Below are 14,737 nucleotides of genomic sequence, written 5' to 3' on the forward strand. Positions count from 1 at the left end.
TTTAGCAATCTGGTGATATGTAAGACGCTTCGTGCAACTCTGGTATCGCCGCACTTTTTGGCAATTTGAGGTATTCATTATCGTAGTTGGTTTAAAGCAATAAGGATAAGCCTGTGTTTAAACTCGCAAAAAATGGCAATATATTGATGGACGTCGCGGCAGCGTCGCCCCCCAGTGCAGCGTTTGTGGTTGAAGCACTCGAACGCTCTCCCTATGCTGATTGCGCAATTGATCATGAATCCATTGCCGCCTATTTCAAACAAGATACGCCTGTCACGCAGCTGATTGTGGCACAGCAAAAAGATGCCCATATCGAAGTCGCACTGAGCGACGACAAAATGCAGGCCATCGCCAAACTCACCACCGCACAGGGCGGCAAAATGATCAGCCTCGAGGATGCCAAACGTGCCATAGTCAAAGTGGGCGTCACCCGGGGCTACAAACAAGTTTATCTGGAAAACTTACTCAAACAGCAACTGGAGTCTCTGCCAGGCACAGAAGTCACCGGCATCGTTGCTCAGGGGCGTCCGCCCGAAAACGGCGTACCAGCCAAGCTGATGCCACATGTACAAACGCTTAAAGAACGCCTGAAACAACCCAAGTTACGTGAAGACGGCACCGTCGATATGCGCGACTTTGGCGCACTGGCCAGTGTTGCCCCTGGCACCTTACTGGTCACGCAAAGACCAGCAACCCCAGGCAAAGAAGGCTTTACGGTTACCGGAGACAGCATTGCACCTAAGCCCGGAGATAGCTTTCAGCTGGTGGCTGGCGAAGGTACCGAGATTTCCCCAACTAACCCTCTGCAGCTGGTCTCAACCATTGCAGGTTGTCCGTCCGATGTGCCAAATGGCATGCGGGTAGACGATATTTTTACCATTAGTGACGTCAACGTGCGCAGCGGCCACATTGAATTTAGCGGCAGTGTGCTGGTTACCCATAATGTCGACCCGGGCATGAAGATCAAAGCGCACGGCGATATCACCGTCATGGGAACCGTAGAATCAGGAGAATTAATTTCCGATGGCAACATCGAAGTACGTGGCGGTGTGATTGGTCACCTGGATCATCGCAACGACGATCAGGGGCTCACCTGCCGTTTAATTGCCAAAGGCGATGTCCAGATCACCCATGGTCAGTACACCTATCTGGAAGGACAAAATGTCTTTATCCAGAAACAAAGTAACCACTGTGATATCAAAGCACGTAACCTGTTACAGGTTGGCCTGGACGAATCACCCAAAGGCAAGCTGGTCGGCGGCACCATTTTTGATGCCAAGATGCTGGTGGCGGGTGAAGTTGGCAGCAGCTCTGGTGCGACCATGGCTATATACCTGGCACGCAGTGGCATGGAGATAACGGAACGTACCGATCTGTGTCTCAAAGAACTCACTCAAACTGATGAGCAGATCACCAACTTGCAAAAGGCGGTCGAAAAAGCCGATAACGTAAAGGATGCTGAAAAGAAAAAAACCTTGCTGGCCAAAATAGGGGCCACACAGGAGCACTATTGTAAGCAAGCCGAGGCGCTGGAACATCAGCTGTCAGAACTAGACCATACTCTGCATGATTTACTCGATCACACCCAGCTGGTGGTGAACACCTCCCTGCACTCAGGTGTCGAGATCCATATTTTCGATAAGGTCTATAAAACCACCCGCAGCTACCCGCCGTGCAGCGCCAGACTGCTCGAAGGCAAAATAGAAATTGAATTTAAGATGTAAGGGAGCCCCTGGAGGCTCCCTTACCGTGTGTCGCCGTCGCCTCTAAAGTAACCCAGAAACTTCAGTTTTAACATGCTCAGGCCACACACCAACCTGGACCTGACCAATATGTTGCTTTTGTAATAACAGCATCACCAAACGAGACTGACCAATACCACCCCCTATGGTTTGCGGCAATGCGCCGGCCAGCAGGCTCTGGTGCCAGTCCTGCTCTAACCTTTGTTCATCCTGCGTCAGACTCAATTGGCGTTGCAGGCTGTCCGGACACACCCGGATCCCCATAGAAGAAATTTCAAAGGCATCTTCGAGCACCGGGTTCCAGACCAGAATATCACCGTTCAGCCCCTGATACTGCTCACACGTTGGTGTTGACCAGTCGTCATAATCCGGTGCTCTGACATCATGGATCTTGCCATCTCCCAACTCACCACCGATACCAATCAGGAACACAGCACCGTACTCCTGCGCAATCGCTTTTTCTCTTTGCTTAGCACTAAAGTCGGGGTACATGAGGCGTAGTGCCTCACTGTGTACAAAGGTGATTTGCTCCGGTAAAAACGGTGTCAGCCCATACTCAGAAGCCAGTTGCAGTTCAGTTTCACGAATAGCGCCATACAAGGTTCGAACTGTGTCTTTAAGCTTGTCTAAAGAGCGTTCAGACTGAGCACAGATCACCTGCTCCCAGTCCCACTGGTCAACATACACAGAGTGTATTGGAGACAACTTGTCTTCATCCGGACGCAGTGCCTTCATATGTGTATACAGTCCCTGTCCTGCGCCAAAGCCATAGTCGCCGAGCGTTTTACGCTTCCACTTCGCCAGTGAATGAACCACTTCATAGTCGCTATCGCTGAGCGTTTTAACTTTAACCTTCACCGCTTTTTCGGTGCCACTGAGGTTGTCCTGAATACCATCTCCCACCTTTGCCAGGATAGGCGCTTGTACTTCGATCAGGCCTAACTTATCAGTCAGTTGTTGTGAAAAAAGTGCTTTCGCACGGGCTATTTGTTGTTGTGTTTGCAGATACTGTTGCAACATATCGGTTTCCTCATTCCCAATGGTGTTGAATAACGGTGCAGGCTTGCTGCGTTAAATCCATCCTCAACAAAAACGAGCAAAGATTCAATAGTCCACAACAAAAACACCTTTACACTATTTTTTTCATCAAAAATTAGCTTTAATAATTGTTGAATCAATAATTAGCGTGCGAAATATCCATGGAAAATTATCAAATCGATAATCTCGACCGTTCTATCCTTCATGCCTTAATGGACAATGCCAGAACCCCCTACGCCGAATTGGCCAAGCGCTTTGCCGTCAGTGCCGGGACCATTCATGTGCGGGTCGAGAAAATGAAACAGGCCGGTATTATCGTCGGCACACGGGTTAGCATAGATGCCAAACAGCTGGGTTATGATGTCTGTTGTTTTATCGGCGTAAACCTCAAACATGCACGGGATTATCCGGCAACCATTGAGCAGCTGGAAGGCTTTGAAGAAGTCGTTGAAGCCTATTACACCACAGGCAACTACAGCATTTTTATCAAAGTCATGGCACGCTCTATTGACCATCTTCAGGACGTGCTGATCAACAAGATCCAGACAATCGAAGCGATTCAGTCAACAGAGACCCTGATCTCCCTGCAGGCACCAATAATGCGCGAAGTAATGCCTTAGCGAAGTGCTTTTTGTTATAATCGCGGCAATTTTGTAGTTAAGAGCTGTAATGATGGAAGAAAACCGTTTTCAGCGCGTGAAGCGCATTTTGGATCAACGCCAGACTGATTTAACTGTGTGCCTGGATGAAGTCCACAAGCACCACAATCTGTCGGCCATAGTGCGTACAGCCGATGCGGTCGGCTGCCATCATGTTCATGCGGTATGGCCGCAGGAGCAAAGACGCCTGACCAATAACACCTCCGGTGGCAGTAAAAACTGGGTAGAAACCCATATGCACGATGACATCGATCAGGCCGTTGCCACTATCCGTGCACAAAACCCGGGGATCCAGCTGCTGGCCACCAATCTGAGTGATACAGCCGTGGATTTTCGTGAGATTGATTATACTAAGCCAACGGCCGTTATTGTGGGACAGGAGCGTCTGGGGATCTCAGACAGGGCACTCGAGCACGCGGATCAGCACATCGTGATCCCAATGGCAGGTATGGTACAGTCATTAAATGTCTCGGTGGCTGCAGCATTGATCTTATATGAAGCACAGCGTCAGCGCGAAGCGGCGGGGCTATATCAGCGTAACGATATGCTCGACCCGGCGATTAAACACAAACTCTTGTTCGAAGGCTGTCACCCTATCATTGCTAATCGCTGTGTTGAAAAAGGCCTGCCCTACCCGGCTCTGGATGAGGTGGGTGAAATCGTGGCCGATGATGCTTTCTGGAACACACTGAAATTCAGTCAAAAAGGATAATTATGTCTCTTCCCAATTTAGCCCAGTACGCCATGACCGATCTCAAGGGAGTCGGCCCGAAGGCCGCAGAGCGGCTGGCCAAATTGGGGATCCGCAGTGTTCAGGATATGCTCTTTCATCTGCCACTGCGTTATGAAGACAGAGCCAGAACCTATCGCATCGCCGAATTGATGCCACATACCCATGTCAGTGTTGAAGGCGAAATCGAGCAGGCCAATATCACCTTCGGAAAACGCCGTATGCTGGTATGCCAGATCAACGATGGAACAGGCCGTATTACCCTGCGCTTTTTCAACTTCAGCGCCGCGCAAAAAAACGCCATGCAAAGCGGTAAAATCATGCGCTGCTTTGGCGAAGTGCGCCGTGGCCGGGTCGGTCTGGAAATGGCTCACCCTGAATACAGTATTCGCGACGAGCTCAGTGAAACACCACAAGGCGCGGATACACTCACGCCGGTTTATCCAACCACTGAAGGGCTGAAGCAACTAAGCATTCGTGCCATTGCCGAGCAAGCTATCGCTTTGCTGCAAAAATACGACATTGAAGATCATCTGCCCGCTCAGTTCAGGCCTAACCAACTGAGCTTGAAAGAAGCCTTACTCACACTCCATCAGCCGCCCCAGAATGTGGCACTGGATCAGCTGGAACTGGGTCAGCACCCGGCGCAACAACGACTGGCGTTTGAAGAGTTGCTGGCGCAAAACCTTAGCCTGCTGCAACTCAGACAGCAAGGTCAGGCCGTCAAGGCGGTATCGCTGCCGCCGAATAATATGTTAGAAACAGAGTTTCTGGCCCAGCTGCCCTTTAAACCCACTTCAGCACAAAGTCGGGTCGTGGCTGAAATTAAAGGGGATCTGCAACATCCTTTTCCGATGATGCGGCTGGTACAGGGTGACGTAGGCTCAGGTAAAACACTGGTTGCAGCACTGAGTGCACTCACGGCCATTGCCAAAGGCTATCAGGTCGCTCTGATGGCCCCCACAGAGATTTTATCAGAGCAGCATAATATCAACTTTCAGAACTGGTTTGCCGCACTGGGCATAGAAGTGGTGTGGCTGGCAGGCAAGACCAAAGGCAAAGAGCGCGAGCGCGTACTGGAACGCATCAGCTCAGGCCAGGCGCAAATGGTTGTTGGTACGCATGCACTGTTTCAGGAGCAAGTGCAGTTTAGTAACCTGGCCCTGATCATCATTGATGAACAACACCGTTTTGGTGTTCACCAGCGCCTGTCGTTACGCGAAAAGGGCAAGTTTAACGACTGCTACCCACACCAGCTAGTCATGACGGCAACACCCATCCCACGCACGCTGGCGATGACTGCCTATGCCGATCTGGAAACCTCTGTGATCGATGAGCTTCCACCCGGGCGCACACCAATCACAACCGTCGCAGTCCCGGATACTCGCCGCGATGAGGTGATTGAGCGTGTTCGACGTGCCTGTATCGAACAACAGCGCCAGGTTTACTGGGTATGTACTTTGATTGATGAGTCCGAAGCGTTGCAATGCCAGGCCGCAGAAGACACAGCAGAACAACTCACCAAAGCGCTGCCAGAGCTGAATATTGCACTGGTTCATGGCCGTATGAAAGCACAAGAAAAACAGCAGATCATGCAAGACTTCAAGCAGGCAAAAAGCCATGTGCTGGTTGCAACCACTGTGATAGAAGTCGGGGTAGATGTCCCCAATGCAAGCCTGATCATTATAGAAAATCCGGAGCGTCTGGGACTGGCGCAGCTGCATCAGTTACGAGGCCGCGTTGGCCGGGGCGATATCGCTTCGCATTGTTTACTGCTTTATCATGCACCTTTGTCAGCAACAGCGCAAAAGCGCCTGGGCGTGCTGCGTGACAGTAATGATGGCTTTGTGATTGCCGAGCGGGATCTGGAGATCCGCGGACCGGGTGAGGTCCTTGGCACTCGCCAAACGGGATTGGCTGAGCTGAAAATTGCCGACTTAAGCCGGGACAAAGTGTTGCTACCACAAGTTCGCAGTCTGGCCTTTACTATACTCCAACAGCACCCGCAAGCCGTTGAACCGCTGGTTCAGCGCTGGTTGCCTGACCGCAGTGAGTTTGCCATGGCTTAGTCACAGGACTAAGCCAGGTTTATTTAAACGTCTCAGAACGCTCGATCACTTCAACCTGATAACCATCAGGGTCGGCAACAAAGAAAAAACGTGCCACCAGAGTATCGCCATTGTAAAACGACTTCATCTCCTTAGGCTGGTAGCCTAGCGCCTCTGCCTTTGCATGCACAGGTGATAAGTCATCCACGACAACCGCAATGTGACCATAGCCATTGCCTAATTCATATGGCTGCTGTGTATCATGATTCCAGGTCAGCTCCAGTTCAAACTCCGCTTCTTCATTACCCAGGTAAACCAGACTAAAGTGTTCAAACTCAATACGCCTGCGCTCGCCGAGTGCCAGTACATCATGATAAAATGCCAAAGATTTTTGCAGATCCATTACCCGAACCATGCTGTGAATGAGTTTTGCCATCAAGGAGTCCTCTATGTGTGAATTGTATGCCGCGGCCAATCCCGCCAGCTATGAAGTAATACGCCGCTCAATGCGGATTCAAGGGGCTGTGACCAGCCTCGCACTAGAGCGTCGGATCTGGGATCTGTTACAGGAGATCGCCACCAAAGAGCAGCTCAGTGTGGCCGAATTTGTTTCCACCCTCTATCAGGAAGTACTGGTGCGCCAGGGGGAAGTAAAAAACCTGGCTTCTCTGTTGCGGATCACCTGTTTGACTTACTTATCCGATCTTACGTCTGATCGCCGTTAAAGGGGTAGTATCTGGTTACTACATTGATATTAGACTTTTGCTTATTGGCAAAAGCCGATACACTGATCTCGATTCATTCTTAGTAATCCTTTGAATTGTGTGAACTATTTAGGCACAAGGTATAGCACACTCATATGAAATCTCATTTAGGCCGACGCGCATTTTCCAACATGGAGCTGTACACCCTGTTCAACGGCTACATTTATGGTGATGAAAAGCAAAAGCGTGAGCAGCCAAAACACTGGCACTTCTGGTTGCCTGTGCTGGCATACTATACCGGTGCCTACAGTGACGAAATTGGCAACCTGACGCTCTCTGATATCAGTAAACAAGACCAGGTTCATGGTTTCACATTCCATACGCACGGTAAATTACAGGCCCGCTTTGTGCCAATCCACCCAGCTCTGTGGCATGCCGGATTACAAGATTACCTGCACTTTGTAGAACAACAAGGCCAGACCCGGCTGATGTTTGATTTGCCAGCCAAGTCGGGCCGCTTCAGTGAGAAAGTCAGGATCTGGTTTTCCGGAGAAGGCGAGCGTCTTGGCTATTTGCAAAAGTGCGGTCTGCCCAATGTGGATCAGCAAGGCATGAAAACTGCCATCAGCAGCCTGAGATTGAACTTTGAGCAGCAAATACACATATCAGCCATTCAGCAGGGCAACAAAGCCGCTATGCTCTATTTGCTAGGTCTAAAACAGGAAGGTCAGATCCTCACCCAGCCCAAGGCACATCAGCTCAAACAAGTGCTTACCCAAGTAAGAGTCATTAATCCCAACATTCACTGGCAACGCTTTACAGAGCGTCATGGACAATAATAGGGCAAGCGCTGTGCGATTAGCCTGAACTGAATACCAGGCACAAAAAACCCGACGTTATGTCGGGCTGTCATATCATAAAAGGTAAGGTTACAGTGCCTTTACAAACTCACTGAAGTCTTTGCCTAGTTTTTCATCACGCATTGCGTATTCAACGATGGCTTTCAGATAACCCAACTTATCACCGCAGTCATGTGCCCGGCCACTCATGTGAAACGCTTCAACAGTTTCACTTTCCATCAGCATATCAATCGCGTCAGTCAACTGGATCTCGCCTCCTGCTCCCAAAGGTGTGCGTTCCAGCAGAGGCCAGATATTACGTGATAAAACATAACGACCAACAACGGCTAAGTTGGAAGGCGCTTTATCAACAGGCGGCTTTTCGACCATATGATTGATTGGTGCACTCTCACCTGGTGAAAGTTCAACGCCCTGGATGTCCGCAATGCCATATTTATTCACGTCTTGCTGTGGTACCGGTTCAAGCATGATCTGACTTAGCTTAGTATCTGAGAAGCGCTGAACCATGGCTGCCAGATTTTCTTTGCTTTGATCTGCCGTATATTCATCCAGAATCACATCAGGCAAAACAACCACAAAATCATCATCACCAACAATAGGCTTTGCGCACAATACCGCATGACCAAGCCCTTTTGCCTCGCCCTGTCTCACATGCATGATAGTAACACCTTCCGGACAAATTGAACGGACCTCTTCAAGCAAAGTACGCTTAACCCGCATTTCCAGTGTCGCTTCCAGTTCAAAACTGGTATCAAAGTGGTTCTCAATCGCATTCTTCGAAGAGTGAGTAACCAGTACAATTTCCGAAATGCCTGCAGCTGCACACTCTTTTACGATGTATTGAATGAGAGGTTTATCGACAACAGGCAACATCTCCTTGGGGATAGCCTTCGTCATAGGTAACATGCGCGTACCAAGTCCTGCGACAGGTATTACTGCTTTCATAGATCATCCATTATTGCATTGAGATGGCGGAATATTTTCCCACCATTAATAAGTAACCACGTGACAGACTATTTTAATATAATACGCTGTTAGTGCAAGTTTAGTCATATCCCTTTCATACTTGCACCAACAAAAAATGCCCGCTCACTAACAGTGTCGGGCATTTTCAAATACTTTAATATTATCAGACGCTAAGTCCGATAGAATTCTTACAGACCAGCACGCTTTTTAATGGCTGCGATCAAAGCTGAACCACCATGGCCGTTGCTCTCAGCCCAGGCGATGTCAGCGCCATCAGATAATGCGCTTTTAGGTAAGCTTTTGACGATAAACTCGCCCGCATCTACCGCATTGTTAGCGATTGCATGACGTAGCATGTTGTTACCATTACACTGAACTGAATCGTATACGTTACGGATTTTAACCCGTGAGCTCTTTAGCGTGCTGCGGATACGTCTTTTGTCGTCAGCCGCAATATATTCACACAAAGACACTGCTAACTGATCGTTTGCTTTGCTCGCAAAACTTACGGTTAATGCCGAAACGCCAAGACTCACACCAATAACTAAAGGAATTACTTTCATCACCAATCACCTAGTACTTTTTTCGTAAGAACAAACGCTCAATATTGTATCAACCAATACAATTGTTAGCAACAAAGTTATATTCCTTTATTTAGAGTTACGAACTTATAACTATACAAATTTTTCTCATCTGCTTCATATGCTTCGCTTGCGATTTCTTGCCACTCACCGGCCTGAGTGTAGTCAGGAAAGCGCGTGTCGCCAGAAACTTCCAAGTCGATGTATGTTAAATAAAGCCGATTACTTAAGGGTAGAAACTGTTCATAAATATTTCCACCTCCAATGATCATAACTTCCTCACACCCGTCAACCAAAGCCAAAGCATCTTGTGGTGATGAAACGACCTCAATGCCTTCAGCACAGTAATTTTGGTTTCGACTAATTACAATGTTTCGTCTGCCAGGCAGAGGACGACCAATAGATTCGAATGTTTTGCGCCCCATAACCACAGGTTTATTCAAGGTGACGGCTTTAAAATGTTTCAAGTCAGCCGGTAGATGCCAGGGCATAGCGTTATCATCGCCAATGATACGTCCATTTGCCATCGCTGCAATCATTGATATTATCACAATACACTCCACTCATACTTTTATACTAAAAAAGGGCCAAAGGCCCTTTTTGTACCAACCCGCTTAGTCAGACACTAATGCGGATTGCGCTTATCTTTCGTAGACGACTTCTACGTCGTAGTCATCTTCGTCCCAGTCATCCCAGTCATCATCGTTATCCTGAGTTGCCTGGCGGTGATAAGTATCCCACTTAAACTCGACTTCTTCTTGCTCCTGCTCTTCGAACTTATCGCGTGGCATGCTATCCAGCAGACCCTGAATGTCGTAACATAACTGCTGTGTATTAAACTTATTGGCAGCGGAGATACGGTACACATGTTCAGCATCCAGCTCTTCGGCAATACGCTGACAAACCTCTTCTAATTCATCCTCTGCAAGCAGGTCGATTTTATTCAGCACCAACCACCGCGGCTTGTTAGCCAGCTTAGGGCTGTACTGATGCAGCTCATTAATGATTGCAAACGCGTTATCAACTGGGTCTGTGCCATCGACTGGCATGACGTCGACAACGTGCAGCAACACACGGCAACGCTCCAGGTGCTTCAGGAAGCGGATCCCCAGGCCAGCACCATCTGATGCGCCTTCAATCAAACCCGGAATGTCGGCAATCACGAACGATTTGTTTGCTTCTGCACGTACCACCCCCAGGTTAGGCACTAAAGTCGTGAATGGGTAATCTGCCACTTTAGGCTTTGCCGCCGACACACTGCGAATAAAGGTTGATTTACCTGCATTGGGCAAACCTAGCAACCCAACATCGGCCAGCAGCATCAGCTCCAGCTTCAGATTGCGCACCTCGCCAGGCGTTCCCAGTGTTTTTTGTCTTGGCGCACGGTTTGTGCTCGATTTAAAGCGTGTGTTACCTAAACCATGATAACCGCCTTTAGCGACCAGTAGTTTTTGTCCATGCTTAGTCAAGTCACCCAGACATTCCTGCGTATCAACGTCAGTCACGCGCGTCCCTTCGGGTACTTTCAGGATTAAGTCGGTGCCCTTTTTACCCGTCATATTACGGCCATGACCATTGGTGCCTCGCTCAGCACGATGGAAACGCTCAAACTGATAATCGATCAGGGTATTAAGGTTTTCGTCTGCTTCAAGATAAACGCTACCTCCGTCTCCGCCGTCGCCCCCATCAGGGCCACCGTCGGGTACAAATTTTTCGCGGCGAAATGAAACGACACCGCTTCCACCGTCTCCGGCTTCCGCGCGGATCTCTACTTCATCGACAAACTTCATGGTTACTCTCTTACTGGTTGTTCAGCACCTGCTATTATAGCAAGTTCATAGCGGCTTGATCAGCATGGGCAAATGCCTAACTACCGGTCTGTGGCGCGTATTTGACAGGAATAAGGTTAGAGCAAAATTCAGGCTCTGCTCTATAAAAACAAAAAACCCCGCCTAAGCGGGGTTTTTCAGTATTCTTTTTACCGATTACTCAGCAATGATGCTAACGTATTTACGGTTTAAAGGACCTTTCTGCTCAAAAACAACTTTACCGTCTGCTTTTGCGAAGATTGTGTGGTCTTTACCGATACCTGCGTTAGTACCAGCGTGGAACTTAGTACCACGTTGACGAACAATGATGTTACCCGCTAGTACAGATTCACCACCGAAACGCTTAACACCTAAGCGTTTACTTTCTGAATCGCGACCGTTACGAGTACTACCAGCTGCCTTCTTATGTGCCATCTTTCTGTACCTCTAAATTAAGCGCTAATGCCAGTGATTTTAACTTCAGTGAACCACTGACGGTGGCCCATCTGCTTACGAGAATGCTTACGACGTCTAAATTTAACGATCTTAATTTTCTCGCCACGACCGTGAGATACAACTTCAGCTGTAATCTTACCACCGTTTACGAACGGCGCACCGATCTCGATTTTTTCACCATCAGCTACAAGAAGTACTGAATCAAATTCAATTGATGCACCAGTCTCAACGTCTAGTTTCTCTAGACGAATTGTTTGACCTTCAGTCACACGGTGCTGTTTACCACCACTTTGGAAAACCGCGTACATAATTAACTCCGTCTGTGCGCCCTCAAATCGACGCAACTTAATATTCTTCAATAGGGCGCGAAGTTTACGCTAATGTGCTACTTCGCGCAAGCCCTAGATCGCAAATAAATGAATAAAAAATAGCTAACTTGAGGGCGTAATAATATTTTCATTTATTCTAACGAATAGGTGTGATAAGCCAAGCTCTTTTTTTGCTTTTCAACACTGGAATTCTGATCAGAAACAGCCTGCAAGTGCAAAAAACATACAAAAGCACTGATTTTTTAACCTCTATTACGGCAAGTTATCGAGTCACGGTGAATTTTAATGTACACTTGCGGCTCGAACATCCCTGAATGAGGCTTTAGCTCGGAGCGTTATGGATATCAAAGCGATCCAGAGATTGATTGAGCAAGACATGCTTGCCGTTAATCGACTTATCAGCGACCAAATGCAATCTGACGTCGCACTGGTTAATCAACTTGGCTTATATATAGTCAATAGTGGTGGCAAACGTATCCGCCCTATGCTGGCTCTTTTGGTGGCCAAAGCACTGGGGTATCAGGGCGATAAGCACATTACACTGGCGACCATCATAGAATTTATCCACACCGCAACCTTGCTGCATGATGATGTGGTTGACGAGTCTGCTCTGCGTCGTGGTGAACCAACTGCCAACGCTGAATTTGGTAATGCCGCAAGTGTTTTGGTTGGTGACTTTATATACACGCGTTCATTTCAGTTGATGGTCGGACTGGAAAATATGGAAGTGATGCAGATCCTCGCTGATGCAACCAACGTGATTGCTGAAGGTGAAGTATTACAGCTGATGAACTGTAATGATCCGGATACAACTGAACAAAGCTACATGCAGGTGATTTACAGTAAAACAGCCAAATTATTCGAAGCGGCAACTATGCTGCCGGCTGTTGTATTAGATCAATCAGCAGAGACCAAAGAAGCACTTAAATTGTATGGCATGCACTTAGGCACTGCTTTTCAACTCGTAGACGATGTCCTCGACTACAGTGCCAACGCTGAGCAGCTTGGTAAAAACATCGGTGATGACTTGGCCGAAGGCAAGCCAACACTGCCGTTAATTTATGCAATGCGCCACGGCAGTGAAGCCCAGGTTGCACAGATCCGCGATGCCATTGCCAATGGTAACGGGCTCGATAACCTGACGGAGATTCTGGCCACGCTTGAGCAAACAGAAGCGCTGGAGCATACCATGGAACGCGCAAGAACAGAGTCGCAAAAAGCCATTGAACAACTCAGCGTTCTGGCCGAATCAGAGCATAAAACGGCCCTGATTTCATTGGCAAAACTCGCTGTTGAACGCAGCTACTAAGGCGATAATGAGACATTAAAAAAGGCTGCCGGGCAGCCTTTTTTAATCAACTAGGTTATGCGTCTTTTGGACGGTAACCTTCGATTTCAACATCTTTACCTTCAAACAAAAAACCTACCATTTGCTCTTCCAGTTGTTGACGATGTTCAGGATCCATCATATTCAAGTGCTTTTCGTTGATCAGCATAGTCTGCTTATGCTGCCACTGCTGCCACGCTTCTTTACTGATGTTATTGAAGATGCGTTCGCCAACTTCTCCAGGATAAAGTTGAAAATCTAACCCTGGAGCTTCTTTTTGTAACTTTTGACAAAATACGGTACGTGCCATCTCTTTACCCTTTATACATTTGTTGTAGCTAAGTTTACCCCATTGCCTTTAAGACTTTAACCAACTTTTTAGTCGGTGCTGCTAAACCCACTTCAGCAGGCTGTGCCAACTCATACCACAAGAGCGGATTATCGTGGACACAATCCGGCGTTGTATCTAATTCGACAACCACAGGCGTAATAGTCAGCTCAAAATGCGTAAATATATGCACAAATGGCGACAACGTTTGCTGACTACCCGATAATCCTTGTTGTGCCAAAAAAGTTTCCAGCTCTGTTAATTCACTGAATTCAAAAAAACCAAACAAACCACCCCAAATGCCGCTACTTGGGCGCTTCTCCATGAGTACTTTATCATCAGCCCGCACTATCAGATGATATGTAGCTTTCTTCGGCTTGGCTTTTTTCGGCTTAGAATTAGGAAACTCTTTCACTCTGCCCTGTTGATACGCCTGACAACGACTGACTAAAGGGCATGCCTCACAGTCAAAGTTACTACGGCTACACAGACTCGCTCCTAAATCCATCATCGCCTGGTTATATTCTGAAACACGATCTTTCGGTGTCAGTGCATCGGTTAGGGCCCATAAATGGTTTTCGACCTTTTTGACGCCGTACCAGCCTTCCACCATGAAAAAACGTGCCAATACACGTTTTACATTGCCATCCAGAATGGGGTGTGCCTGACCCAAAGACAAAGAGAGTACAGCCCCGGCTGTTGAACGGCCAATTCCAGGTAAGGCCATCACCGCTTCTAATGTTTGCGGAAACTTGCCCTGATATTCATCGCGGACTATTTTGGCCGTTTTATGTAAGTTTCGCGCGCGTGCGTAATACCCAAGTCCCGTCCAGTGATGTAACACCTCATCTTCCGGCGCATCGGCCAGATCTATGATGGTTGGGAAACGCGCCATAAAACGCTCGAAATATGGGATCACGGTAACCACCTGAGTTTGCTGCAACATCACCTCAGATACCCAGACCTTATACGGGGTCTTCTCAAGCTGCCAGGGCAAGGTTTTACGCCCATGTAACTGGTACCAATCGACAACCTGTTTGGCAAACCATTGGGCCTGCTCATTATTTACTGTCATTGCTAGACTCTGCTTTTACTTGCTAATACACGCGCCAGTGTATGAAGCTTTTTTCAAAGGTCAAGCTCTTGTACTTGGCGCTGTGA

Annotated in this window: 17 protein-coding genes; 7 read left to right on the top strand and 10 right to left on the bottom strand. The window is 48.0% G+C overall.

Annotation, left to right across the window (positions count from 1 at the left end; translation table 11 throughout):
• Positions 1-113: 113 nt before the first annotated feature.
• Positions 114-1,724 (top strand): DUF342 domain-containing protein, encoded by a 1,611-nt coding sequence (locus PRUB_RS03060; RefSeq protein ID WP_010383503.1) that lies wholly within the window; start codon positions 114-116, stop codon positions 1,722-1,724.
• A gap of 42 nt (positions 1,725-1,766) precedes the next feature.
• On the opposite strand, the gene asnA is transcribed toward PRUB_RS03060, so the two are convergent.
• Complete coding sequence (gene asnA / locus PRUB_RS03065) at positions 1,767-2,762, bottom strand: aspartate--ammonia ligase (protein WP_010383505.1); 996 nt, start codon at positions 2,760-2,762, stop codon at positions 1,767-1,769.
• A 179-nt stretch (positions 2,763-2,941) separates the two neighbouring features.
• Between asnA and asnC the strand changes: the two genes are divergently transcribed.
• The 3 genes from asnC to recG are packed head-to-tail and all read left to right on the top strand — an operon-like array spanning position 2,942 to position 6,238.
• Complete coding sequence (asnC, locus tag PRUB_RS03070; RefSeq protein ID WP_010383506.1) at positions 2,942-3,400, top strand: transcriptional regulator AsnC; 459 nt, start codon at positions 2,942-2,944, stop codon at positions 3,398-3,400.
• A 52-nt stretch (positions 3,401-3,452) separates the two neighbouring features.
• Positions 3,453-4,151 carry a tRNA (guanosine(18)-2'-O)-methyltransferase TrmH gene (gene trmH, locus PRUB_RS03075; protein WP_010383507.1) on the top strand — a complete coding sequence of 233 codons (699 nt, stop codon included), beginning with the start codon at positions 3,453-3,455 and terminating at the stop codon, positions 4,149-4,151.
• A 2-nt stretch (positions 4,152-4,153) separates the two neighbouring features.
• Positions 4,154-6,238, top strand: a complete 2,085-nt coding sequence (recG, locus tag PRUB_RS03080) for an ATP-dependent DNA helicase RecG (RefSeq protein WP_010383509.1) — start codon at positions 4,154-4,156, stop codon at positions 6,236-6,238.
• A 19-nt stretch (positions 6,239-6,257) separates the two neighbouring features.
• Here recG and PRUB_RS03085 read toward each other — a convergent pair whose 3' ends face one another.
• On the bottom strand, positions 6,258-6,653 hold the full coding sequence (locus PRUB_RS03085; protein WP_010383511.1) for a VOC family protein: 396 nt from the start codon (positions 6,651-6,653) through the stop codon (positions 6,258-6,260).
• Positions 6,654-6,666: 13 nt separating this feature from the next.
• On the opposite strand from PRUB_RS03085, the gene PRUB_RS03090 reads away from it, so the two are divergent.
• Positions 6,667-6,942 (top strand): ribbon-helix-helix domain-containing protein, encoded by a 276-nt coding sequence (locus PRUB_RS03090; RefSeq protein WP_010383512.1) that lies wholly within the window; start codon positions 6,667-6,669, stop codon positions 6,940-6,942.
• 134 nt (positions 6,943-7,076) lie between these two features.
• Positions 7,077-7,760 carry a site-specific integrase gene (locus PRUB_RS03095; protein ID WP_010383513.1) on the top strand — a complete coding sequence of 228 codons (684 nt, stop codon included), beginning with the start codon at positions 7,077-7,079 and terminating at the stop codon, positions 7,758-7,760.
• A gap of 90 nt (positions 7,761-7,850) precedes the next feature.
• On the opposite strand, the gene galU is transcribed toward PRUB_RS03095, so the two are convergent.
• From galU to rplU, 6 genes are all read right to left on the bottom strand, one after another.
• Entirely contained in the window at positions 7,851-8,726 is an 876-nt protein-coding gene (gene galU, locus PRUB_RS03100) for a UTP--glucose-1-phosphate uridylyltransferase GalU (RefSeq protein WP_010383514.1), read from the bottom strand.
• Between the two features lie 209 nt (positions 8,727-8,935).
• Entirely contained in the window at positions 8,936-9,310 is a 375-nt protein-coding gene (locus tag PRUB_RS03105; RefSeq protein ID WP_010383515.1) for a DUF3718 domain-containing protein, read from the bottom strand.
• A 77-nt stretch (positions 9,311-9,387) separates the two neighbouring features.
• Positions 9,388-9,879, bottom strand: a complete 492-nt coding sequence (folA, locus tag PRUB_RS03110) for a type 3 dihydrofolate reductase (protein ID WP_010383516.1) — start codon at positions 9,877-9,879, stop codon at positions 9,388-9,390.
• Positions 9,880-9,969: 90 nt separating this feature from the next.
• Positions 9,970-11,118 carry an Obg family GTPase CgtA gene (gene cgtA / locus PRUB_RS03115; protein WP_010383517.1) on the bottom strand — a complete coding sequence of 383 codons (1,149 nt, stop codon included), beginning with the start codon at positions 11,116-11,118 and terminating at the stop codon, positions 9,970-9,972.
• A 195-nt stretch (positions 11,119-11,313) separates the two neighbouring features.
• The gene (gene rpmA / locus PRUB_RS03120; protein WP_010383519.1) at positions 11,314-11,571 is read right to left on the bottom strand and encodes a 50S ribosomal protein L27; all 258 of its coding nucleotides are present in this window, start codon (positions 11,569-11,571) and stop codon (positions 11,314-11,316) included.
• Positions 11,572-11,588: 17 nt separating this feature from the next.
• On the bottom strand, positions 11,589-11,900 hold the full coding sequence (gene rplU / locus PRUB_RS03125) for a 50S ribosomal protein L21 (RefSeq protein WP_010383520.1): 312 nt from the start codon (positions 11,898-11,900) through the stop codon (positions 11,589-11,591).
• A 358-nt stretch (positions 11,901-12,258) separates the two neighbouring features.
• Here rplU and ispB point away from each other — a divergent pair, with 358 nt between their 5' ends.
• Positions 12,259-13,230 (top strand): octaprenyl diphosphate synthase, encoded by a 972-nt coding sequence (gene ispB / locus PRUB_RS03130; RefSeq protein WP_010383522.1) that lies wholly within the window; start codon positions 12,259-12,261, stop codon positions 13,228-13,230.
• 55 nt (positions 13,231-13,285) lie between these two features.
• On the opposite strand, the gene PRUB_RS03135 is transcribed toward ispB, so the two are convergent.
• The gene (locus PRUB_RS03135; RefSeq protein ID WP_010383523.1) at positions 13,286-13,558 is read right to left on the bottom strand and encodes an oxidative damage protection protein; all 273 of its coding nucleotides are present in this window, start codon (positions 13,556-13,558) and stop codon (positions 13,286-13,288) included.
• 34 nt (positions 13,559-13,592) lie between these two features.
• Complete coding sequence (mutY, locus tag PRUB_RS03140) at positions 13,593-14,651, bottom strand: A/G-specific adenine glycosylase (RefSeq protein WP_010383524.1); 1,059 nt, start codon at positions 14,649-14,651, stop codon at positions 13,593-13,595.
• Positions 14,652-14,737: the final 86 nt, after the last annotated feature.

The sequence above is a fragment of the Pseudoalteromonas rubra genome (assembly GCF_000238295.3).
Classification (GTDB): domain Bacteria; phylum Pseudomonadota; class Gammaproteobacteria; order Enterobacterales; family Alteromonadaceae; genus Pseudoalteromonas; species Pseudoalteromonas rubra.

What these genes read in the sequence shown, in the direction of transcription:
- PRUB_RS03090 (WP_010383512.1), top strand. Translation starts at nt 6,667, where the DNA reads ATGTGTGAATTGTATGCCGCGGCCAATCCCGCCAGCTATGAAGTAATA.
- mutY (WP_010383524.1), bottom strand. Translation starts at nt 14,651, where the DNA reads ATGACAGTAAATAATGAGCAGGCCCAATGGTTTGCCAAACAGGTTGTC.
- PRUB_RS03105 (WP_010383515.1), bottom strand. Translation starts at nt 9,310, where the DNA reads ATGAAAGTAATTCCTTTAGTTATTGGTGTGAGTCTTGGCGTTTCGGCA.
- rpmA (WP_010383519.1), bottom strand. Translation starts at nt 11,571, where the DNA reads ATGGCACATAAGAAGGCAGCTGGTAGTACTCGTAACGGTCGCGATTCA.
- rplU (WP_010383520.1), bottom strand. Translation starts at nt 11,900, where the DNA reads ATGTACGCGGTTTTCCAAAGTGGTGGTAAACAGCACCGTGTGACTGAA.
- cgtA (WP_010383517.1), bottom strand. Translation starts at nt 11,118, where the DNA reads ATGAAGTTTGTCGATGAAGTAGAGATCCGCGCGGAAGCCGGAGACGGT.
- trmH (WP_010383507.1), top strand. Translation starts at nt 3,453, where the DNA reads ATGGAAGAAAACCGTTTTCAGCGCGTGAAGCGCATTTTGGATCAACGC.
- ispB (WP_010383522.1), top strand. Translation starts at nt 12,259, where the DNA reads ATGGATATCAAAGCGATCCAGAGATTGATTGAGCAAGACATGCTTGCC.
- recG (WP_010383509.1), top strand. Translation starts at nt 4,154, where the DNA reads ATGTCTCTTCCCAATTTAGCCCAGTACGCCATGACCGATCTCAAGGGA.
- PRUB_RS03095 (WP_010383513.1), top strand. Translation starts at nt 7,077, where the DNA reads ATGAAATCTCATTTAGGCCGACGCGCATTTTCCAACATGGAGCTGTAC.
- asnC (WP_010383506.1), top strand. Translation starts at nt 2,942, where the DNA reads ATGGAAAATTATCAAATCGATAATCTCGACCGTTCTATCCTTCATGCC.
- galU (WP_010383514.1), bottom strand. Translation starts at nt 8,726, where the DNA reads ATGAAAGCAGTAATACCTGTCGCAGGACTTGGTACGCGCATGTTACCT.
- asnA (WP_010383505.1), bottom strand. Translation starts at nt 2,762, where the DNA reads ATGTTGCAACAGTATCTGCAAACACAACAACAAATAGCCCGTGCGAAA.
- PRUB_RS03085 (WP_010383511.1), bottom strand. Translation starts at nt 6,653, where the DNA reads ATGGCAAAACTCATTCACAGCATGGTTCGGGTAATGGATCTGCAAAAA.
- PRUB_RS03135 (WP_010383523.1), bottom strand. Translation starts at nt 13,558, where the DNA reads ATGGCACGTACCGTATTTTGTCAAAAGTTACAAAAAGAAGCTCCAGGG.